18 protein-coding genes are annotated in these 19571 nt (G+C 68.3%); 5 read left to right on the top strand and 13 right to left on the bottom strand.

The genetic code is table 11. The annotated features are described in order from the left end of the window. Nucleotides 1-110 precede the first annotated feature (110 nt). The 11 genes from VDQ18_RS15675 to coxB all read right to left on the bottom strand — a co-directional run bounded on the left by VDQ18_RS15675 (nt 111) and on the right by coxB (nt 9666). A complete protein-coding gene (locus VDQ18_RS15675; RefSeq protein WP_323021854.1) occupies nt 111-1523 on the bottom strand; it encodes an FAD-binding oxidoreductase in 1413 nt (470 codons plus the stop codon). After that, the gene (locus tag VDQ18_RS15670; RefSeq protein WP_323021853.1) at nt 1517-2059 is read right to left on the bottom strand and encodes a DUF1697 domain-containing protein; all 543 of its coding nucleotides are present in this window, start codon (nt 2057-2059) and stop codon (nt 1517-1519) included. The genes VDQ18_RS15675 and VDQ18_RS15670 overlap by 7 nt, the downstream gene beginning before the upstream one ends. Next, nucleotides 2049-2645 carry a GNAT family N-acetyltransferase gene (locus VDQ18_RS15665; protein WP_416235116.1) on the bottom strand — a complete coding sequence of 199 codons (597 nt, stop codon included), beginning with the start codon at nt 2643-2645 and terminating at the stop codon, nt 2049-2051. The genes VDQ18_RS15670 and VDQ18_RS15665 overlap by 11 nt, the downstream gene beginning before the upstream one ends. Then, complete coding sequence (locus VDQ18_RS15660) at nt 2645-3904, bottom strand: M16 family metallopeptidase (RefSeq protein ID WP_416235115.1); 1260 nt, start codon at nt 3902-3904, stop codon at nt 2645-2647. The genes VDQ18_RS15665 and VDQ18_RS15660 overlap by 1 nt, the downstream gene beginning before the upstream one ends. Then, the gene (gene thrC, locus VDQ18_RS15655) at nt 3904-5292 is read right to left on the bottom strand and encodes a threonine synthase (RefSeq protein WP_323021852.1); all 1389 of its coding nucleotides are present in this window, start codon (nt 5290-5292) and stop codon (nt 3904-3906) included. Before thrC ends, VDQ18_RS15660 begins: the two co-directional genes overlap by 1 nt. A 10-nt stretch (nt 5293-5302) precedes the next feature. Next, entirely contained in the window at nt 5303-5983 is a 681-nt protein-coding gene (locus tag VDQ18_RS15650) for an SURF1 family protein (RefSeq protein WP_323021851.1), read from the bottom strand. 85 nt (nt 5984-6068) lie between these two features. Continuing rightward, nucleotides 6069-6872 carry a cytochrome c oxidase subunit 3 gene (locus tag VDQ18_RS15645; RefSeq protein WP_323021850.1) on the bottom strand — a complete coding sequence of 268 codons (804 nt, stop codon included), beginning with the start codon at nt 6870-6872 and terminating at the stop codon, nt 6069-6071. Between the two features lie 82 nt (nt 6873-6954). Further along, the gene (locus VDQ18_RS15640) at nt 6955-7539 is read right to left on the bottom strand and encodes a cytochrome c oxidase assembly protein (RefSeq protein ID WP_323021849.1); all 585 of its coding nucleotides are present in this window, start codon (nt 7537-7539) and stop codon (nt 6955-6957) included. Next, nucleotides 7536-7739: a hypothetical protein gene (locus VDQ18_RS15635; RefSeq protein ID WP_323021848.1), complete on the bottom strand. Its 204-nt coding sequence runs from the start codon at nt 7737-7739 to the stop codon at nt 7536-7538. The genes VDQ18_RS15640 and VDQ18_RS15635 overlap by 4 nt, the downstream gene beginning before the upstream one ends. Beyond that, nucleotides 7730-8701: a heme o synthase gene (gene cyoE, locus VDQ18_RS15630; protein ID WP_323021847.1), complete on the bottom strand. Its 972-nt coding sequence runs from the start codon at nt 8699-8701 to the stop codon at nt 7730-7732. The genes VDQ18_RS15635 and cyoE overlap by 10 nt, the downstream gene beginning before the upstream one ends. Nucleotides 8702-8766: 65 nt before the next feature. Then, nucleotides 8767-9666, bottom strand: a complete 900-nt coding sequence (gene coxB, locus VDQ18_RS15625; RefSeq protein WP_323021846.1) for a cytochrome c oxidase subunit II — start codon at nt 9664-9666, stop codon at nt 8767-8769. A 228-nt stretch (nt 9667-9894) separates the two neighbouring features. Between coxB and tldD the strand changes: the two genes are divergently transcribed. From tldD to topA, 3 genes are all read left to right on the top strand, one after another. After that, the gene (tldD, locus tag VDQ18_RS15620) at nt 9895-11349 is read left to right on the top strand and encodes a metalloprotease TldD (protein WP_323021845.1); all 1455 of its coding nucleotides are present in this window, start codon (nt 9895-9897) and stop codon (nt 11347-11349) included. Nucleotides 11350-11611: 262 nt separating this feature from the next. Next, nucleotides 11612-12742 (top strand): DNA-processing protein DprA, encoded by a 1131-nt coding sequence (gene dprA, locus VDQ18_RS15615; protein WP_323021844.1) that lies wholly within the window; start codon nt 11612-11614, stop codon nt 12740-12742. Between the two features lie 165 nt (nt 12743-12907). Continuing rightward, nucleotides 12908-15523 (top strand): type I DNA topoisomerase, encoded by a 2616-nt coding sequence (topA, locus tag VDQ18_RS15610; protein ID WP_323021843.1) that lies wholly within the window; start codon nt 12908-12910, stop codon nt 15521-15523. A 3-nt stretch (nt 15524-15526) separates the two neighbouring features. Here the strand turns inward: topA and VDQ18_RS15605 are convergent, their stop codons facing one another. Then, a complete protein-coding gene (locus tag VDQ18_RS15605; RefSeq protein ID WP_323021842.1) occupies nt 15527-16426 on the bottom strand; it encodes an MBL fold metallo-hydrolase in 900 nt (299 codons plus the stop codon). Nucleotides 16427-16500: 74 nt separating this feature from the next. Beyond that, nucleotides 16501-18354 (bottom strand): phosphatidylserine/phosphatidylglycerophosphate/cardiolipin synthase family protein, encoded by a 1854-nt coding sequence (locus VDQ18_RS15600; RefSeq protein WP_323021841.1) that lies wholly within the window; start codon nt 18352-18354, stop codon nt 16501-16503. A 128-nt stretch (nt 18355-18482) separates the two neighbouring features. Here VDQ18_RS15600 and VDQ18_RS15595 point away from each other — a divergent pair, with 128 nt between their 5' ends. Both VDQ18_RS15595 and VDQ18_RS15590 read left to right on the top strand, forming a co-directional pair. Continuing rightward, a complete protein-coding gene (locus VDQ18_RS15595; RefSeq protein ID WP_323021840.1) occupies nt 18483-19187 on the top strand; it encodes a CoA transferase subunit A in 705 nt (234 codons plus the stop codon). A 2-nt stretch (nt 19188-19189) separates the two neighbouring features. Next, nucleotides 19190-19571: CoA-transferase (locus VDQ18_RS15590; protein WP_323021839.1), on the top strand; the 382-nt coding region annotated here is incomplete at its 3' end.

Raw genomic sequence — 19571 nt, 5'->3', positions numbered from 1 at the left:
GCAGACGGCCCCCCTTTCTTCGGCGCGGCGGCACGCCGCGCCGCTGGTCGCCCCCATTTCGTCTCTAGGGACTCGGCGCCCGCGACAGCGGGCAACGAGGGCGAAACCCCTCAGCCTTTCAGCACCGCCCCCGGGTTCAGGATCCCCGCCGGATCCAGCGCCGACTTGATCGTCCGCATCACCGAGACCGCCACCGGATCGACGTAGCGCTCGAGGTCCCCGGTCTTCAGCCGTCCGACCCCGTGTTCGGCGCTGACCGAGCCGCCGAAGCCATGCACAAGGTCGTGCACCGTCTCGGTCACCCGATCCCGCAGCCCGTCGTATGCCGCCCGGTTGCGCCCGTTCGCCGGGAAGATGTTGTAATGCAGGTTGCCGTCGCCGACATGGCCGAAGCAATTGACCCGCATGTCCCCCATAGTAGCCAGCGCCGCCCCCGCCTCGGCGATGAAGGCGGGCAGCGCCGCCAGCGGCAGCGACACATCATGCGAGGCCACGGCGCCGATCTTGCGGTTGGCCTCGGGGATCGCCTCGCGCAGGTGCCAGAAGGCGGCGCGCTGCGCCTCGCTGCCGGCGATCACGCCATCGGTCGCGAGGTCGGCCTCCACCGCGGCCTCGAACAGGCCCTCCAGCTCCGCCGCCGGGTCCAGCGCCGCCACCAGCCCCAGATCGACCAGCACCAGCCATTCGGGCGGCTCGGCGAAGGGTTGGCGGATCTGCGGCAGGACCTCGGCCAGGAAATGCAGCCCCTGCCCGCCGATCAGCTCGAAGCCGGACACCCCCTCGCCCAGCCGCGCCTGCGCCAGCGCCAGCAGCCTCAGCGCCGCCTCGGGCGAGGGCACGACGATCAGCGCGGCGCCGGTCCGCGCAGGCCGGGGGAAGAGCCGCAGCGCCGCCGCCGTGATCACCCCCAGCGTGCCCTCGGACCCGATCATCAGATGCCTGAGGTCATAGCCCATGTTGTTCTTGCGCAGCCGTTTCAGCCCGTGGATCACCCGGCCATCGGCCAGCACCACCTCCAGCCCCAGCGCCAGCTCCCGCATCGTGCCGTAGCGCAGCACCCCCGTGCCGCCCGCATTGGTCCCCAAGAGCCCGCCGATCCGCGCCGATCCCTCGGAGCCCAGCGACATCGGGAAGAGCCGCTCCGCCGCCTCGGCCGCCGCCTGAACCTCGGTCAGGATGCAGCCCGCCTCGGCCACCAGCACGTTGCCTAGGGGCTCGACCGCGCGCACCCGGTTCAACCGCTCGACCGACAGGACCAGCGGCAGGGGCCCCTCGGGCATCACCTGCCCGGCGACCAGCCCGGTGCCGCCCGCATAGGGCACCACGCCGACTCGTGCGGCCTGCGCGGCTTGGAGAATGGTCGAGACCTCCTCGACCGAGCCCGGGCAGGCCACGGCGCCCGCCTGCCCCCGGTAGCGGCCGCGAAGCTCGGTCAGATAGCGGTCCTCGGGCAGGCGCAGCACGCCCGGGGGCAGCTGCGCCTCCAGCGCCTGAAGGAAAGCGGGATCGCAGGGGTTCAGCATGTCATCTCCCTCGCCAGCGCCGCCACGGCCTCGGCCACGCGCTGGTTGCGCATCGTCATCGGTGTCCTGACCGCCTTCTCCGCCCCGGCGGCGAGTTTCGAGCGGCCGGTGCCCTGCGGCAGGTGCAGATAGAGCGCGGCCTCGGTCAGGTGCCAGCCCTCGCCCGGCGCCGTCAGGGCGTCCAGCCGGTCGGTATCGGCTGCGCCCGCGCCTGTCAGAAAGCCGATCTGCACCCGGGAGGGGTCCGGCGCCGCACAGTAGGGATTGGCGGCCAGCACGGCGTCCAGCGCGGGCAGGTCCAGCACCAGCGCCTCGGGGCGGAAGGGGAAGGCGGCGCCGATCGCGTCCGAGATCCTGCCCGCCAGATCCGCCCGCCCCTGAGGGTCACGGAACACGGCGTTACCGCTCTGGATATGGGTGGTGACGCCGGTCAGCCCCAGCCCCGCCAGCAGGGCCCGCAGATCGGCCATCGGCAGCTTGCGGTTGGCGCCGACATTCACGCCCCTGAGGAACAGGATGCGCGGCTCAGCCGACATCCGTGCGGCCCCGCCGGTCACCCCTGAGATTGGCGTAGAGCACATGGTTCCGCCAGCGGCCGTTGATCTGCAGATAGCTCTGCGCCACGCCCTCGTATTTGAAGCCGGTCTTTTCCAGCACCGCGCGCGAAGCGGCGTTTTCCGGCAGGCAGGCGGCCTCGATCCGGCTGAGGTCCAGCTCGGTAAAGGCGTGATGCACCAGCGCCCGCAGCGCCTCGCGCATATAGCCGTGGCGGGCGAAGGGCTGGCCGATCCAATAGCCGACCGTTCCCGCCTGCGCCGGGCCGCGGCGGATGTTGTCGAGCGTGATCGCCCCGACCAGCTGGCTGTCGTCGCGCCGGATCAGGAACAGCGGCAGCCCGGTCCCCTGCTGGCGCACCCGCGCCGCCCATTGCACGCGGCCGGTGAAGGCGCGGCGCGACAGATGGTCGTCGGACCAGGTCGGCTCCCACGGCACCAGGAAACTGGCCGAGGATTCGCGCAGCGCCGCCCACATGCGGAAATCCGTGTGCTCCGGCAGGCGCAGCTGCAGACGTTCGGTATCCAGCCGGAATCTTTTCTTCGATGCCAGCAGGAACCCGGCCATCACGCCACCAGCCTTTCCCTCAGCGCATCCAGCGTCGGCGCCCGATCCACGGGGCCGTACAGCGCCATCGAGATCCGGGCCTCCGAGGCGAGTTTCTCGGCATAGGCCTTGATCGCGTCGAGGTTCACGGCGTCGATCCGTTCCACCGTTTCCGACAGGTCCGGCACCCGGTCCCAGATCGCCAGCAACCGCGCCAGACGCTCGGCCCGGCTCGACGGGCTTTCCAGCCCCATCAGCAGCCCCGCCTTCATCTGGGTGCGCGAGCGCGCGATCTCGACCTCGGTCATGTCCTCGGTAGCGCGGCGGAACTCGTCGATGGTCAGGTTCGCCAGATCCTTGATGTCGCTGGCCCCGGTCCCGGCGTAGACGGTGATCGAGCCCGTGTCGTCATGCGCCCCGGCCTGCGCGAAGGTCGTGTAGCACAACCCCCGCTCCTCGCGCAGTTTCTGGAAAAGACGCGAGGACATGCCGCCGCCCATCGCCCCGGCAAAGATCTGCGCGGTGAAGAGGTCGGGGTCGCGGAAGGCCGGACCCTCGATGGCCAGAGCGAAATGCGCCTGTTCCAGATCCTTGATCTCGCGCCGTTCGTTGCACTGGAACCGCGCCGGTTCGGCCACCGGCATCGCCAGCGCGGGCAGGTGGCCGAAGAATTCCTCGGCCATCCTGACCAGCGAATCGTGATGCACGGCCCCGGCGGCGGCGAGGATCATCTGCCCCGGCCCGTAATGCCCCTGCACGAAGCGCTTCAGGTCCTTGGCGTTGTATTTGGCGATCCGGTCGGCGGGGCCGAGGATCGGGCGGCCAAGCGGCTGGTCGGGGTAGCTCGCCTCCTGCAACCAGTCGAAGATCACGTCATCGGGCGTATCCGCCGCCTGACCGATCTCCTGCAGGATGACATGGCGCTCGACCTCGATCTCGCGCTTGTCGAAGGCGGGGTTCAGCACGATATCGGCGATCACGTCCAGCGCCAGCGGCACGTCGGCCTCCAGCACGCGGGCGTAATAGGCGGTCATCTCGCGCGAGGTATAGGCGTTGATATAGCCGCCGACATCCTCGATCTCCTCGGCGATCTGCAGGGCGGTGCGGCGCGCCGTGCCCTTGAAGGCCATGTGTTCGAGGAAATGGGCGATGCCGTTCTGTTCGGCCTGTTCATGCCGGGCGCCGGCCATGACCCAGATGCCGACCGCCGCCGAGGCGAGGCCAGGCATGGGTTCAGAGACGATGCGGAAACCGTTGGAAAGCGTGGTGATGCGGTGCATCAGGCACCCGTCCTTTCAAGGATCAGCGCCTCGATGGCCTGCAATTCGCCCGTCATCCGCGTGACCCTCTCGGGCCGCTCGAACAGGTCGGCCATGCGCGGCGGCAGCGCCGGGTGGATGCCGGTCGCAGCCTCGACCGCCGCCGGGAACTTGGCGGGATGCGCGGTTGCCAGCGTCACCATCGGATTGGCGCCGATGTTCTGTTCGGCCACGGCGACGCCGACCGCCGAATGCGGGCAGAGCAGCTCGACCGAGGCTTTCAGGGTGCGGGCGATCGTCGCGCTCGTCTCCTCCTCCGACACCCGTCCCGAGGCGAAGGTCTCCCGCAGCATCTGCAGCGCGCCCTGCGACACGGTGAAGGCGCCGTCGCCCTTCAATTCACCCATCAGCTGCGCCACGGCGGCACCGTCGCGGCCATAGGCGTCGAACAGCACGCGTTCGAAATTGGAGCTGACCTGGATATCCATACTGGGCGATAGGGAGGGCAGAACGCTTTCAGTCTGGTAAACGCCGGTCGTCAGGCAGCGATGAAGAATATCGTTCTGGTTCGTCGCGATCACCAGCTTGCCGATGGGCAGACCCATCTTGCGGGCGATATAGCCCGCGAAGATGTCGCCGAAATTCCCCGTCGGCACGGTGAAATCCACCGCCCGGTGCGGCGCGCCCAGCGACACGGCGGCGCTGAAATAGTAAACCACCTGCGCCAGAACCCGCGCCCAGTTGATCGAATTCACCCCTGCCAGACCGACCCGGTCACGGAAGGCGAAATCGTTGAACATGTCCTTCAGGAGGCCCTGGCAGGTGTCGAAATCGCCATCCACCGCCAGCGCATGCACATTGGCATCCGCAGGCGTCGTCATCTGACGGCGCTGCACCTCGCTGACGCGGCCATGCGGGAACAGGATGAACACGTCGACGTTCGACAGACCCCGGAACGCCTCGATCGCCGCAGACCCCGTATCGCCCGAGGTCGCGCCGACGATCGTCACCCGCTGCCCGGACCGGCCAAGCGCCGCCTGGAACAGCTGACCGATCAGCTGCATGGCGAAATCCTTGAAGGCCAGCGTCGGGCCGTGGAACAGCTCCAGCAGGAAATGGTTGGGGCCCAGCTGCTTCAGGGGCGCCCGGGCGGCATGGCCGAAACCGGCATAGGCCTTGGCGATCAGCGCCTTGAATTCGGCATCGGTGAAGGTCTTGCCGATGAAGGGGCGCATGACGCGGAAGGCGATCTCTTCATAGGGCAGACCGGCCAGCGCGGCGATCTCGGCCTCGGTCATCCCCGGCACCGACTCGGGCACGTAAAGCCCGCCGTCACGCGCCAACCCGGTCAACATCGCCTGTTCAAAGGTCAGGACCGGGGCCGATCCGCGGGTCGAGATATACTGCATCGAGAAATCCTTAGAGGCTCGTCCGCCTGATACGCCACAGCAGCGCGATTGTCATCATCGCCCAGACGCCCGCCAGCAGGAACCAGGTGATCGCGTATTCCAGATGGTCGTTGCGGAAGGCCGCGCCGGTGATCGGAAGGGTCATCAGGGGCGAGGCCGCGGCGCTGTCGCTGCGGGCGACGATGAGCAGCGGCTCGGCGTTGAGCGCGGTGGCGATGGGCAGCGGATCGCGGGCAAACCACAGGTTGCGGCCCAGATCGGGCGCCGGGGTGAAGCCGTCGCTGTCGGTCGGCCAGTCGAGGTTGCCGCTGACCGTCACCCCCTCGGCCACCATCGGCAGCGCGGCGCGCCGGGCCTCGGGAATATAGCCCCGGTCGACCAGCAGGCGGCGGCCCTCGGGCGTCTCCAGCACGGCAATGACCCGCATCCCCGGCCCCGCCTCGCGGTCGCTGGACAGCACGTCCACCGCCTCGCCGGTGTAGCGGCCGCTCACGGTCACCGGCAGATAGCGGTCCCGCGCCGGATTGGCGTCCGGCGGCACGGCCACGGGATCGTTGTGGATCCGCCCCTCGACCTGGGCGATCAGGTCCAGCTTCCATTCCAGCCGCTTCAGCTGCCAGAACCCCAGGGACAGCAGGATCGCCACACCGACGATTCCGAACAGCCCCGCCCCGATAAACCGCGCCTTCACGTTCCGCTCCGCCTGATGAGGGATGCCCCGAATGGAGACGGGGGGCACATAGCCCCCCGATCCCAGTTCAGCAAGGGGATGGGCCTCAGCCCTGGCCCCAGATGTAGATCGCGGCAAAGAGGAACAGCCAGACCACGTCGACGAAGTGCCAGTACCAGGCGGCGGCCTCAAACCCGATGTGACGCTCGGGCGTGAAGTGACCGGCCCGCACCCGCAGATAGCAGATGAACAGGAAGATCGTGCCGATGATCACGTGGAAGCCGTGGAAGCCGGTCGCCATGAAGAACGAGGCGCCATAGATGTTGCCGGCGAAGCCGAAGGCCGCGTGGCTGTATTCATAGGCCTGCATCGCGGTGAAGATGATGCCCAGCACGACGGCGATGATCAGGCCGTTGGCCACGTCCTTGCGGTTGTTCTCGTGCACCAGCGCGTGGTGGGCCCAGGTCGCGGCGCAGCCCGAGAGCAGCAGGATCAGCGTGTTCATCAAGGGCAGGTGCCAGGGGTCGAAGGTCTCGATGCCGACGGGCGGCCAGGGACCGTCGACGGCCGGCGATTGCGGCCCCATCGGGTACATGCGGTGCTTGAAGAAGGTCCAGAACCAGGCGGCGAAGAACATCACCTCGGAGATGATGAACAGGATGAAGCCATAGCGCAGGCCGATGGCCACGACCGGGGTATGGTCGCCCGCCATGCTTTCCTTGATGACGTCCGCCCACCAAGCGTACATCACATAGAGCACACCGACCAGGCCGATGGCGAAGATCCAGGGGCCCATGTCATGCATCCAGAGGATTCCGCCCAGCAGCATGACAAAGGCCGAGACCGCGGCGACAAAGGGCCAGATCGACGGCGGCAGGATGTGGTAATCGTGGTTCTTTGCGTGGGCCATGTGGATTCCCTCAGTCTTTCCCGTTTCTCGCCGCTTGCGCGGTCCCTGTCTTTGCGCCCGTCAGCCCCAGGCGCCTGATGGTTCAGTTGGTTCCGACCTCGGCCGCCGGGGTTCCGGCGGGGATCTCGGTCGGGTGGAAGGTGTAGCTCAGCGTGATCGTGTTCAGCCCGCTGGCGATGACATCGGGATCGTTGACGATCTCCGGATCGACGTAGAAAGTGACCGGCATCTGCACCCGCTCGCCCGGCTGCAGCACCTGCATGGTGAAGCAGAAACAGGCAATCTTGATGAAATAGCTGCCCGTCGAATAGGGCGTCACGTTGTAGCTGGCGGTGCCGGCGATCGGCTGGTCGGTCGGGTTATAGGCCTCGTAGAAGGCGATCCCCGTCTCGCCGATCCTGAGCGGCATGGTGCGTTCCAGCGGCCGGAATTCCCAAGGGAAGCCGCGCTCGGTATTGGCGTCGAAGCGGATCTGGATCGTCTGGTCGAGGATCAGGTCGGATTCGCTTTCCGCCACCCGGGTGGTGCCGCCGAAGCCCGTGACCCGGCAGAACAGATCATAGAGCGGGATCGCCGCCCAGGCCAGCGCGCCCATGACCAGGATCACCCCGACCAGCCCGGTCAGCGTGCGCCGCGCGCCGTCCAGGTTGCGCCACCAGCGGATCATTGCCCCGCCTCCGGGATCCGCGTCTCGGGGTCGATGCCGACCCGATAGGTATGGTCGAAGCCCTGCATCTGGTCGCCGCCGCCGATCTTGGCGATGGTCAGCCCGAACACCAGCGCGACGAAGGCCAGCAGCGTCAGCAGGACGCCCAGGTTCCGGCTCCAGCGGCGGCGGTGCAGGTCGTGTTCGTGCGTCAGCCCCATGTCAAGGCTCCCCAGTTTGCCCAATCGGCGAGCCGTTCGGCCCAGGGCGTGGCCTCGATCAGGATCGCCGCGAAATGGCCGAAGAGATAGGCCAGCGACAGCGCGAAGAAGCGCTTCTCGACCGCGTATTTATCGGCCTCGGCCGTGGCTTCCGGGCGGCGCCAGATGCGGAAGGCACCGATCAGGAACAGCGCGTTCAGCACCAGCGCCAGCGCGAAATAGACCGGGCCACCGATCGAGGTGAAGGCCGTGCCCAGCGCCACCGGCACCAGCAGGATCGTGTAGACCAGGATATGCGTCCGCGTCGCCTTGCGCCCGTGGGTCACGGTCAGCATCGGCACCTTGGCCTTCTCGTAATCCGAGTTCATGAACAGCGCGAGCGCCCAGAAATGCGGCGGCGTCCACATGAAGATCAGCAGGAACATCAGCACCGCTTCCAGGCTGATCGAGCCGGTCGCGGCGACCCAGCCGATCATGGGCGGGAAGGCGCCCGCGGCACCGCCGATGACGATGTTCTGCGGCGTCGAGCGCTTCAGCCACATCGTGTAGATCACGGCATAGAAGAAGATGGTGAAGGCCAGAAGCCCCGCGGCCAGCGCATTGGTCGCCAGCCACAGCATGACGACCGACAGCGCCGACAGCGACAGGCCGAGGCCCAGTGCCTCGCCCGCCTCGACCGCGCCCGAGGGCACGGGGCGCTTGGCGGTGCGGCGCATCACCCGGTCGATATCGGCGTCCCACCACATGTTCAGCGCGCCCGAGGCGCCCGCGCCCAGCGCGATGAAGATGATGGCGGCCAGCGCCTCGATCGGGTGCAGATGCACGGGGGCCACCATCAGGCCCACCATCGCGGTGAACACCACCAGCGACATGACGCGCGGCTTCAGCAGCGCGACGTAATCGCCGAATCCGGCGTCGCCCGTGCCGCTTTCGCCCGCAATCTCGGCTGGAATGTCGCTCATGGCTTCCTCAAGTCAATCGGGCGCCGCACAGGCCGGCAGGGCCGGTGGCGGCGCCCGTCGTCAGATCAGTTGCTCGAGGCCACCTGGACGGCGGCTTCGGTGTAGCCCGGCGCGGCGGCGAGGTTGGTCGCGCCCCGCTCCTGCAGCCAGGCCAGGTAGTCGGCTTCCGGCACGGCGCGCACGACGATCGGCATATACGCATGCTCCTGACCGCAGAGTTCCGAGCACTGGCCGAAATAGATGCCGGGGGTGTCGACGTTGAACCAGGCCTGGGCCAGACGGCCGGGCACCGCGTCCTGCTTCACGCCGAAGGCCGGGATGGTCCAGGAATGGATCACGTCCGAGCCGGTGACCTGCACGACGACGTTGCGGCCGACGGGAACGACGACCTGCTCATCGGCGGCCAGCAGATACTGGCTCTGGTCATAGCCGTTCGCTTCCAGCTCTTCGCGCGGCAGCAGATAGGCGGTGAACTCGACGCCGTGGTCGACGTATTCGTAGGTCCAGTTCCACTGGTTGCCGGTGATCTTGATGGTCACATCGGCGGGCGGCATGGTCTGGTCGCGGAACAGCGCCGGCACGGTGAACGAGCCGATGAAGATCAGCACGAAGATCGGCAGGATGGTCCAGGCGACTTCCAGCGGCGAGTTGTGGGTGAAGCGCGAGGGCGTCGGGTTGGCGCGGCGGTTATAGGCGACGATCACCCACAGCAGCAGCACGCAGACGAAGACCGTGATCGCCGCGATGATGTACATCAGCATATGGTCGATCCAGTGCGACGCTTCGGCGACCGGCGAATGCGCCGGTTGCAGGGCGATGCCGCCCGGATGCGGCTGGCCGATGAAGGGCACTTCCTGCGCCAGCGCCTGCCCGGCGACCGCCAGGCCCAGCGCCGCACCGCCGACACGGCCGCCGAACGCACCGAAACCAGCGGCGAGACGGGTGAGGTCCTTGAAAAGATGCATTGTATGTTCCCGTTTTGCGCGGCCCTGCGACCGTCTTACTCCGCCGACCCCTCCCGGCCTGCCCCGGCGAGCGCCCGGACAGCCCGGACCCACCGCAGCCGGATCGGGGGCGGTTTCCCTCTCTCCTAAAATCATATTAGCATCGGCATAACAAGCCAAACCAATGCGTCAGGATGCCGCCATTTGACCTGTGTCAAAGACATGCTGCACCGCCGCGAAAGGAGCCCGATGCCCACCTCCCACCCGAACGCGGCCGCCATTGTGCCCGAAGCCGCCCGATTCCGCCCCTTCGAGACGCTGCTGGACCGCGACGCGGCCCTGGCGCTCCTGCGGGAGGCGGTGGCGGGGGCCCATGACGGCGAGCTTTTCCTCGAACGGCGTCGCTCCGAATCACTGGTGCTGGACGATGGCCGCATCCGCAACGCGGGCTATGACGCGGCCGAGGGCTTCGGCCTGCGCGCCGTGCGCGGCGATGTCGCAGGCTACGCCCATTCGACCCAGATCACCGAAAGCGCCCTGAAACGGGCCGGGGCCACGGCCCGTCTGGCAGTCGGCGCGGGCGGCGGCACCCTGGCCGAGGCGCCCCCCGGCACCAACCGCCACCTCTATGGCGATTTCGATCCCATCGCCGACGCCAGCTTCGCCGCCAAGATCGAGACGCTGCGCGCCATCGACGATTACCTGCGGGCGCTGGACCCGCGCGTGGTGCAGGTGACCGCCTCGCTCTCGGCCTCGGTACAGGAGGTGGCGATCCTGCGCCCCGAGGGCGGCCTCGTCACCGATATCCGCCCCATGGCCCGCGTCTCCATCGCCGTGATCGTCGAGCGCGACGGACGCCGCGAATCGGGCCATTACGGCGGCGGCGGGCGGATCGGCCTGTCGGGCCTGATGGAGCCCGGGCATTGGCAGCCCGTCGCGCAGGAAGCGCTGCGCGTGGCGCTGGTCAACCTCGACGCCGTGCCCGCGCCTGCGGGGATGCTGGACGTGGTGCTGGGCCCGGGCTGGCCCGGGATCCTGCTGCACGAGGCCGTGGGTCACGGGCTGGAGGGCGATTTCAACCGCAAGAAAACCTCGGCCTTCGCCGGGCTGATGGGCCAGCAGGTGGCCGCGAAGGGCGTCACCGTGCTGGACGATGGCACGATCCCCGACCGCCGCGGCTCGATCACCGTCGATGACGAGGGCACGCCGTCCGGCAAGAACGTGCTGATCGAGGACGGCGTGCTGGTCGGCTACATGCAGGACCGCCAGAACGCCCGGCTGATGGGCGTCCCCGCCACCGGTAACGGCCGGCGCGAGAGCTACGCCCATGCGCCGATGCCGCGGATGACCAACACCTATATGCTGGGCGGCACCGACGACCCGGGCGCGCTGGTGGCCAGCATGAAGGACGGGATCTGGGCGGTGGGCTTCGGCGGCGGGCAGGTGGACATCACGAGCGGCAAGTTCGTGTTCTCCTGCACCGAGGCCTACCGGGTCCGCGACGGCAAGGTCGGCGAGCCGGTCAAGGGCGCGACGCTGATCGGCGACGGCCCGACCTCGCTCAGGAACGTGCGCGGCATCGGCAACGACATGGCGCTGGACCCGGGCATCGGCAATTGCGGCAAGGCCGGGCAATGGGTGCCGGTGGGCGTGGGGCAACCCTCGTTGCTGATCGGCGGGCTGACGGTCGGCGGCGTGGCCTGAGCGAGCGAAGGCGGGGGGCCGCCGCCCCGCAGGATTCGCAAAGCCGGGGGGCTGCCGCCCCACACGATCCGTAAAGGCGGGGGGCTGCCGCCCCCCGGGCCCCCCGCTTCAAGGGGGCCGTCGGCCCCCTTGAAAATCCCCCGAGGATATTTGGGGAACAAAGATTGTTCTTTTCTTGGCAATTTTGTGGCGCGGGGGCGTTTTCTTCACACCCTGTTAACCTCGACACCGCAATCTCCGAGTCGAATGAGGCGAGGTTGCGATGGTCGGGAACACTCTTTCTTCTCCCACACCCTTCACCCCACCCACCACGGAAGAAGCCCGTCTGTCGTGGCTTCGCCTCATTCGCTCTCGCCGGGTCGGCCCGGCCACCTTCCAGCGGCTTCTGGCCGAACATGGCAGCGCCGCCGCCGCGCTCGACGCCCTGCCGGGGATCGCCCGCGCCGCCGGGGTCGAGGATTACGCCCCCTGCCCCGCAGACCTCGCCCTGCACGAGATGGAGGCCGGCCTGCGCAAGGGAGCGCGGCTCCTGTTCCTCGGCGCCCCCGACTATCCCGCCGCGCTGGCCGCCCTCTCCGATCCGCCGCCGGTCCTTTGGGCACGCGGCCGCGCCAGCACCCTCGCCCAGCCCGGCATCGGTCTGGTCGGCGCGCGCAATGCCTCCAGCCTCGGCGCCCGCATGGCCCGCAAACTGGCCGAGGGGCTGGGCCACCACGGTTTCACCATCGTCTCGGGCCTTGCGCGCGGCATCGACGCCGCCGCCCATGGTGCGGCGCTGAAAACCGGCACCATCGCCGTGCTGGCGGGGGGCGTCGATGTGCTCTACCCCGCCGAGAACGAGATGCTGGGCGCCAGCATCGCCGATCAGGGGATGCTGCTGTCCGAGCAACCCATGGGCCTGCAACCCCAGGCCCGCCATTTCCCGCGCCGGAACCGGCTGATCGCCGGCCTGTCGCGCGCCGTGGTTGTGGTCGAGGCCGCCGAAGGCTCGGGCAGCCTGATCACCGCCCGCGACGCGCTGGATCAGGGGCGCGAGGTGATGGCGGTGCCGGGCCATCCGATGGATGCCCGCGCCGCCGGGGCGAACCTTCTGATCCGCGAGGGGGCGCGGCTGGTGCGCAGCGTCGAGGATGTGATCGAGGCGCTGGAACACAGCCTGACGGAGCCCGCCCCCGCCCCGCAGGCGCCGAAACGCGCAGGCCCCGGCGCCGCGCCGGACACGCTGACTCTGCACCGGATGATCCTGGACCGTCTCAGCGCCAGCCCCCTGCCCGAGGATCAGCTGCTGCGCGACCTCGATCTGCCCGCCCATGCGCTGGCCCCGGCGCTGCTGTTTCTGGAACTCGATGGCCGCATCCAGCGCCAGCCGGGCGGCATGCTGGCCCGGAACTGATCCCTGGCTCAAGGCCGAAACGGCCGCCCGCCGCTGCCCCTCTTGCCGGGGCCGAATCCCCCGCCAGATTGACATCCACCCCTGTTCGCCCCCATCTATGCGGCGCGGCACAGGCCGCTCGCCCTGGCGTCTTGCCGAAAAGGGCGTTTTCAATCAGAGGTTTGCATGGCAGTCGTCGTCGTCGAGTCCCCGGCCAAGGCCAAGACCATCAACAAGTATCTGGGTCCCGGCTTCACGGTTCTGGCCTCGTTCGGGCATGTTCGCGACCTTCCTGCCAAGGACGGATCGGTCGATCCCGAGCACGATTTCACCATGAAATGGGAAGTCGCGAGCGACTCCAAGAAGCACATCAAGGCGATCACCGACGCGCTGCAGGACGACGACACGCTGATCCTCGCCACCGACCCTGACCGCGAGGGCGAGGCGATTTCCTGGCACCTGGAACAGGCGCTGGAAAAGAAGCTCAAGAACAAGAACGTCAGCCGCGTCACCTTCAACGCCATCACCAAGACGGCGATCCAGGAGGCGATGAAGCACCCCCGCCAGGTCGATGCGCCGCTGGTCGAGGCCTATCTGGCCCGCCGCGCGCTGGATTATCTGGTGGGCTTCAACCTGTCGCCGGTGCTGTGGCGGAAACTCCCGGGCGCGCGGTCCGCGGGCCGGGTGCAATCGGTCTGCCTGCGCCTCATCGTCGAGCGCGAGATGGAGGTCGAGGCCTTCCGCGCCCGCGAATACTGGTCGGTCACCGCCGATCTGAAGAACCCGCGCGGGGCGGAATTCAGCGCCCGCCTCGTCAGCCTTGGTGGCAAGAAGCTGGACCGCTTCGACCTCGCCACCCAAGCCGCGGCGGAACTGGCGGTCGATGCGGTGACCAAGCGCGACCTCAGCGTGCAATCGGTCGAGGCCAAGCCCGCCTCGCGCAATCCCTCCGCGCCCTTCATGACCTCGACCCTGCAGCAAGAGGCCAGCCGCAAGTTCGGCATGGGCGCCAAGCAGACCATGGCCGCGGCCCAGCGCCTCTACGAGGCGGGGCACATTACCTATATGCGGACCGACGGCATCGACATGGCGCCCGAGGCGGTGACCCAGACCCGGGCCGAGGTCGAAAAGCGCTATGGCAAGGAATACGTCCCCGCCGCGCCGCGCCTCTACAAGAACAAGGCCAAGAACGCGCAGGAAGCCCACGAATGCATCCGGCCCACCGACATGGCCGCCGACCCCGACAGCCTGCGCCTGTCCGAGGTCGATCAGCGCCGCCTCTATGAACTGATCTGGAAGCGCACCATCGCCTGCCAGATGGAATCGGCCCGGATGGAACGCACCACGGTCGAGATCGGCTCGAAGGACGGTCAGGTCGGCCTGCGCGCCACCGGCCAGGTCGTGCTGTTTGACGGCTTCCTCAAGGTCTATGAGGAAGGCCGCGACGAGGAAGAGGGCGACGAAGGCCGCCTGCCGCAGCTCAATCAGGGCGAGGCCGTCGCCAAGAAGCAGGTCACGCCCGAGCAGCATTTCACCCAGCCGCCGCCCCGCTATACCGAGGCGACGCTGGTCAAGCGCATGGAAGAGCTGGGCATCGGCCGCCCCTCGACCTATGCCTCGATCGTCACCACGATCCAGGAGCGCGGCTATGTCAAGAAAGACAAGAACCGCCTGATCCCCGAGGATAAGGGGCGGCTGGTGACGATCTTCCTGACCTCCTATTTCGGCAAGTATCTGGAATACGATTTCACCGCCGATCTGGAAGAACAGCTCGACGACATCTCGGCCGGGTCGCGCGATTACAAGGACGTGCTGGCCCGCTTCTGGCGCGATTTCTCGGCCGCGCTGGCGGAAACCGCCGATCTGCGCATCACCGAGGTGCTGGAAAAGATCGACGAGGTTCTGGCGCCGCATCTTTACCCGCCGCGCGAGGATGGCTCGGACCCGCGGGTCTGCCCGACCTGCGGCAAGGGGCGGCTGAACCTGAAGACCGCGCGCTCGGGCGGGGCCTTCATCGGCTGCACCAACTACCCCGAATGCCGCTATACCCGCCCCTTGTCGGGCGATGAAGGCGACAGCGAACTCTCGGGCGAAGGCAAGCTGCTGGGCCACGACAAGGGCGATGCGATCAGCCTGCGTTCGGGTCGCTTCGGTCCCTATGTCCAGCGCGGCGAGGTGACGGCGGAACAGCCCAAACCGCCGCGTTCGAGCCTGCCGAAGGGCTGGGCACCCGATGAGATGGATCTGGAAAAGGCCGTCTCGCTGCTGGATCTGCCGCGGCTGATCGGCCAGCATCCCGAGGACGGCGTCGCGGTCGAGGCCGGGATCGGCCGCTTCGGCCCCTATGTGAAGCATGGCTCGACCTATGCCAACCTGCCCGAGGTCGATGAGGTCTTCACCATCGGCATGAACCGCGCGGTCGAGGTTCTGGCGCAGAAACTGGCCCGCGGTCCCGGCCGGGGCGCCGCCGCGCAGCCGCTGAAGGTGCTGGGCGATCACCCGGACGGCGGGCCGATCCAGGTGATGCCCGGCCGCTACGGGCCTTACGTCAAATGGGAAAAGGTCAACGCGACCCTGCCCAAGGGCGTGGAGCCTTCGGAGGTGACGCTGGAACAGGCGCTGGAGCTGATCACCGCCAAGGCCGGCGCCGCGCCGAAGGGCAAGAAGAAAGCCGCGCCGAAGGCGAAGGCTGCCGCCACGGACGGCGAGGCGAAGCCCGCCAAGAAACCCGCGGCCAAGAAGACGGCGGCAAAGAAGCCCGCGGCCAAGAAAACCACCAAGAAGGCCGCGGCCGAGGAGTGACCCTCAGCCCCGCGGTTCGAACCGGTCGAGGGGGACGCGCAGCACGCGGCGTCCCTGCTCGTCCGGCTCGGGCAGCCGCCCGCCGCGCAGATTGACCTGAAGCGCCATCAACATCCGGTCGGGCAGCGGCAGCGTCGCGTCCCGCTCGGTCCTCAGCCGCAGGAAACTCTCGCGCGAGACCCCGTCGCGGACGTGGATATTATCCCGCCGATGCGCGCCGACGGTGGCCATGCAGGCGGGCTCGCGCCCGTCCTTGCCGTAATCGTGGCCGATGAAGACTCGCGTCTCCTCGGGCAGGTCGAGGGTGGCGCGGATCGTCTGCCACAGCGCCTCGGCCGAGCCGCCGGGGAAATCCGCCCGGGCCGTGCCGCTGTCGGGCATCATCAGCGTGTCATGGGCAAACACTGCGTCGCCCACCTGCAGGGTGACCGAGGCCATGGTATGCCCCGCCGCCAGCACCACCCGCCCCTTCAGCCCGCCCAGCGCGAAACCGTCTTCGTCGGCGAAGAGCCGGTCCCAGTGTTCCGGCCGCTCGGCCAGGCTGTCATCGGCGTAGAGATCCGCCCAGAGCCGCTGCACCCCCAGCACCCGCTGCCCGGTCGCCATCCGCGCGCCCAGCCGTCCGGCCAGCCAATGCGCCGCGCTCAGATGGTCGGCATGGGGATGGGTGTCGACGATCAGCCCCACCTCCAGTCCCCGCGCCTCGACATGGGCCAGCAGGGCCTCGGCATTCCCGGTGCCGGTCGCCGCCGCGACGGGATCGAAATCCAGCACCGGATCGACGATCAGCGCCGCCCCCGTCCCGGGGTCCGAGACGATATATTGCCAGGAGCCGGTGGCCTTGTCGTAAAGCGCCGCGACATCGGGGCTTGAGGGTTCAGCGGTGGCGGGGAAATGCAGCATGGCGGTGCTCCTCTGGTCTGCCAAAGGGGAACAGGCCCGGCCCCCCGCCGGTTCCCTGATCCGCGGCCCCGCCGTCAGAAAGCCCGCTCGATGAAGCCGAAGCGCGACAGGAAGCGCATCCAGCCCGACATCTCCTGCCCCGGCGCGACCCGCTCGCCCTGGTCGATATAGGATTGGATCAGCCGGTCGGCCCGGGCCGCCAGCCCCCGGTCCAGCACCACCACGCCGTTTTCCAGATCATGCAGGAACGAGCGCTGGTTCAGGTTCACCGACCCCGCCACCACCAGATGATCGTCGATGACAATGAGCTTGGTGTGCATCAACCGAAGCCCGGGCTCGTAATCGTAGAAATTCAGCCAGTCGCCTTCCTGATTGCCGAAGCGGCGGTTGAAGCCGGTGACCATGAAATCCGTGGCCTCGCGCACCCGCACCGTCGCCACCACATCGACCCGCACCCCCCGGGCCCGGGCCCGCTGGAAGGCGGCCTCGATCTCGGGCGTCAGGTTCAGATAGGGCGAGGCGATGCGGATCCGCTCCTGTGCCGCGTCGATGAGCCGGGCGAACCAATCCTCCATCGCCGCCCCGTCGGCATAGGGGACCGAGATGAAGTGCCGCATGCTGCCCTCGGGCAGGGCGGCGACCGGCCCGCCGCCGGGGGCGGGCGGCAGCATCGCCTGGGTTTCCGCGTCGCGGTGCCAGAGCGCGCCCATCTGCCGCACGATCCGCCGCACCTGCGCGTCGCCGGTGAAGGCCAGTTCGAAATCGTCATAGGCGGTGAAGCCGCCGGTGATGCGCATTTCGTCGGGGTCGTATTGATGCAGGAAGGGGAAGTCCGACAGATCGCGCGGCTCGGGGAAGAAATACCCCTCGTGGATGTTGCGCCCGCCAATCAGGGCGATGGAGCGCCCGGGTTCGCGCGCGACGGTGGCGAAGAGCTTCACATGCGTCACCCGGTGCAGATGCGCGAATTGCCCCTCGAAGCCGCGCGCGGCCTCGATCGGCATGCGATAGGGCTGGACCTCGATGGTCGGATAGGTCGCGGCCAGCCCCTCGAACAGCGCGCGGTCGGTGTCGGTGAGCATCACGTCCGAGATCATCATCCGCACGATGGTGCCCCGCGCCGCGTGCCAGGCCAGCATCCGCGCCGTCAGGTAACCCGCGAAATCCGCGTTCATGTTCAGATAGTTGATATAGATCAGGTCAAGCTGCGGCGCGTTCGAGAAATCGAGCGGCAGGTCGGGATCGCCCGTCTCCAGCGCGTCCTCAGACAGGCGGCGGCCGGTCAGGGCCTCGACCCGGGCGTTCAGCGCCTCGGCGCCGTCGGCCAGGAACAGCATGGGCCCCGCCTGCATCGGGCAGGTCGCCGACAGATCGCCCGTCGCCATCATCGCCCGCTGCAACGGCCCCTCGCCGCCCCCCGCGCAGGCCTCGACCGGAGCATCCAGCGCGGCGATCCGTGGCAGGGCGGTTTCCTCGCGCGCCAGATCCAGCACCCAGCCCGGCCGCCCGCCCGGCCGGATCGACAGGGCGCAATCGCGGACCTCGGGCGCAAGATCCAGCAGGCTCTCGCCCCGCTCGCCCGGTTGCAGGCGCAGGGCGACGGGCTGTCCCGCCGGGATCCAGGCCGGAACCGACAACTCGCCCTCGGCCTGCCGGACCCGCGCCCGCCCGTCACAGGTGGCACTGATGCCATAGGCGCCATGGCCATGGGCGAGGAAGGTGACCGAGGCCCGCCCCGCGCCGCGCCCGTCGAAATAGGCGCGGGTCTGGCCCTCGGCCGGGCCCGCCTCGGTCAGGGTCAGATAGGTGATCGCATGGCGCCCCCCCGGCACCGGCTCGACCAGCGGGACCTGATCGGGCGCAGGTCCGCCCCGCACTGCGGCACAGGCCGTCAGCGCCAGCATCCCGGCGAATAGCAGGCGTCTCACCCCGAAAATCATCGCAGCACCATACTTCGGCCGCGCGCATCCGCAAGGCACCCCGCCCGCTGCCCCCGCGACAATTGACTTCGCCGCAGTGCCGCGTCACAACCATTGCGCCTGATACGGGGGAAAACATGCAGAAAATCTACGGCTCGGCCGCCGAGGCCCTGGACGGCCTCCTGTTCGACGGGATGACCATTGCGGCGGGCGGTTTCGGCCTGTGCGGCATCCCGGAACTTCTGATCGCGGCGATCCGCGACGCCGGGACCAAGAACCTGACCGTCGCCTCGAACAACGCCGGTGTCGACGGCTTCGGCCTCGGCCAGTTGCTGGAGACGCGGCAGGTCAAGAAGATGATCTCCTCCTATGTGGGCGAGAACGCGGAATTCATGCGCCAGTACCTCTCGGGCGAGCTGGAGCTGGAATTCAATCCCCAGGGCACGCTGGCCGAACGGATGCGCGCCGGTGGCGCCGGGATCCCCGGTTTCTATACCAAGACCGGCGTCGGCACGGTGATCGCCGAGGGCAAGGAACACAAGGATTTCAACGGCCAGACCTATATCCTGGAAACCGGGCTGGTGATGGATCTGGCGATCGTCAAGGCCTGGAAGGCCGACGAGACCGGCAACCTCGTGTTCCGCAAGACCTCGCGCAACTTCAACCCGCCCGCGGCGACCTGCGGCAAGGTCTGTGTCGTCGAGGTAGAGGAGATCGTGCCCGCCGGTTCGCTCGACCCCGATCACATCCATCTGCCCGGCATCTATGTGCACCGTCTGATCCAGGGCCAGCACGAGAAGCGCATCGAGCAGCGCACCACCCGCAAGCGTCAGGAGGCTTGAGAATGGCTTGGGACCGCAACCAGATGGCCGCCCGCGCGGCGCTCGAACTCGAAGACGGGATGTATGTGAACCTCGGGATCGGCATCCCGACGCTGGTCGCGAACTACGTCGGCGACAAGGACATCACGCTGCAATCGGAAAACGGCATGCTCGGCATGGGCCCCTTTCCCTATGAGGGCGAGGAAGATCCCGACCTGATCAACGCCGGCAAGCAGACCATCACCGAACTGCCCCGCACCGCCTATTTCGACAGCGCGACCTCCTTCGCCATGATCCGTGGCGGCAAGATCGCCGCGGCGATCCTCGGCGGCATGGAAGTCTCGGAAGAAGGCGATCTGGCGAACTGGATGGTGCCCGGCAAGCTGGTGAAGGGCATGGGCGGCG

Source organism: Pararhodobacter sp. (genome assembly GCF_034676075.1).
Taxonomy (GTDB): Bacteria; Pseudomonadota; Alphaproteobacteria; order Rhodobacterales; family Rhodobacteraceae; genus Pararhodobacter.
Note: the sequence above shows the minus strand (reverse complement) of the source record. Positions and strands in the feature narration are given on the sequence as shown.

Excerpts from the sequence above, each read along its gene's own strand:
- VDQ18_RS15675 (WP_323021854.1), bottom strand. The coding sequence starts at position 1,523 with ATGCTGAACCCCTGCGATCCCGCTTTCCTTCAGGCGCTGGAGGCGCAG.
- VDQ18_RS15670 (WP_323021853.1), bottom strand. The coding sequence starts at position 2,059 with ATGTCGGCTGAGCCGCGCATCCTGTTCCTCAGGGGCGTGAATGTCGGC.
- VDQ18_RS15665 (WP_416235116.1), bottom strand. The coding sequence starts at position 2,645 with ATGGCCGGGTTCCTGCTGGCATCGAAGAAAAGATTCCGGCTGGATACC.
- VDQ18_RS15660 (WP_416235115.1), bottom strand. The coding sequence starts at position 3,904 with ATGCACCGCATCACCACGCTTTCCAACGGTTTCCGCATCGTCTCTGAA.
- thrC (WP_323021852.1), bottom strand. The coding sequence starts at position 5,292 with ATGCAGTATATCTCGACCCGCGGATCGGCCCCGGTCCTGACCTTTGAA.
- VDQ18_RS15645 (WP_323021850.1), bottom strand. The coding sequence starts at position 6,872 with ATGGCCCACGCAAAGAACCACGATTACCACATCCTGCCGCCGTCGATC.
- VDQ18_RS15640 (WP_323021849.1), bottom strand. The coding sequence starts at position 7,539 with ATGATCCGCTGGTGGCGCAACCTGGACGGCGCGCGGCGCACGCTGACC.
- VDQ18_RS15635 (WP_323021848.1), bottom strand. The coding sequence starts at position 7,739 with ATGGGGCTGACGCACGAACACGACCTGCACCGCCGCCGCTGGAGCCGG.
- cyoE (WP_323021847.1), bottom strand. The coding sequence starts at position 8,701 with ATGAGCGACATTCCAGCCGAGATTGCGGGCGAAAGCGGCACGGGCGAC.
- coxB (WP_323021846.1), bottom strand. The coding sequence starts at position 9,666 with ATGCATCTTTTCAAGGACCTCACCCGTCTCGCCGCTGGTTTCGGTGCG.
- tldD (WP_323021845.1), top strand. The coding sequence starts at position 9,895 with ATGCCCACCTCCCACCCGAACGCGGCCGCCATTGTGCCCGAAGCCGCC.
- dprA (WP_323021844.1), top strand. The coding sequence starts at position 11,612 with ATGGTCGGGAACACTCTTTCTTCTCCCACACCCTTCACCCCACCCACC.
- topA (WP_323021843.1), top strand. The coding sequence starts at position 12,908 with ATGGCAGTCGTCGTCGTCGAGTCCCCGGCCAAGGCCAAGACCATCAAC.
- VDQ18_RS15605 (WP_323021842.1), bottom strand. The coding sequence starts at position 16,426 with ATGCTGCATTTCCCCGCCACCGCTGAACCCTCAAGCCCCGATGTCGCG.
- VDQ18_RS15595 (WP_323021840.1), top strand. The coding sequence starts at position 18,483 with ATGCAGAAAATCTACGGCTCGGCCGCCGAGGCCCTGGACGGCCTCCTG.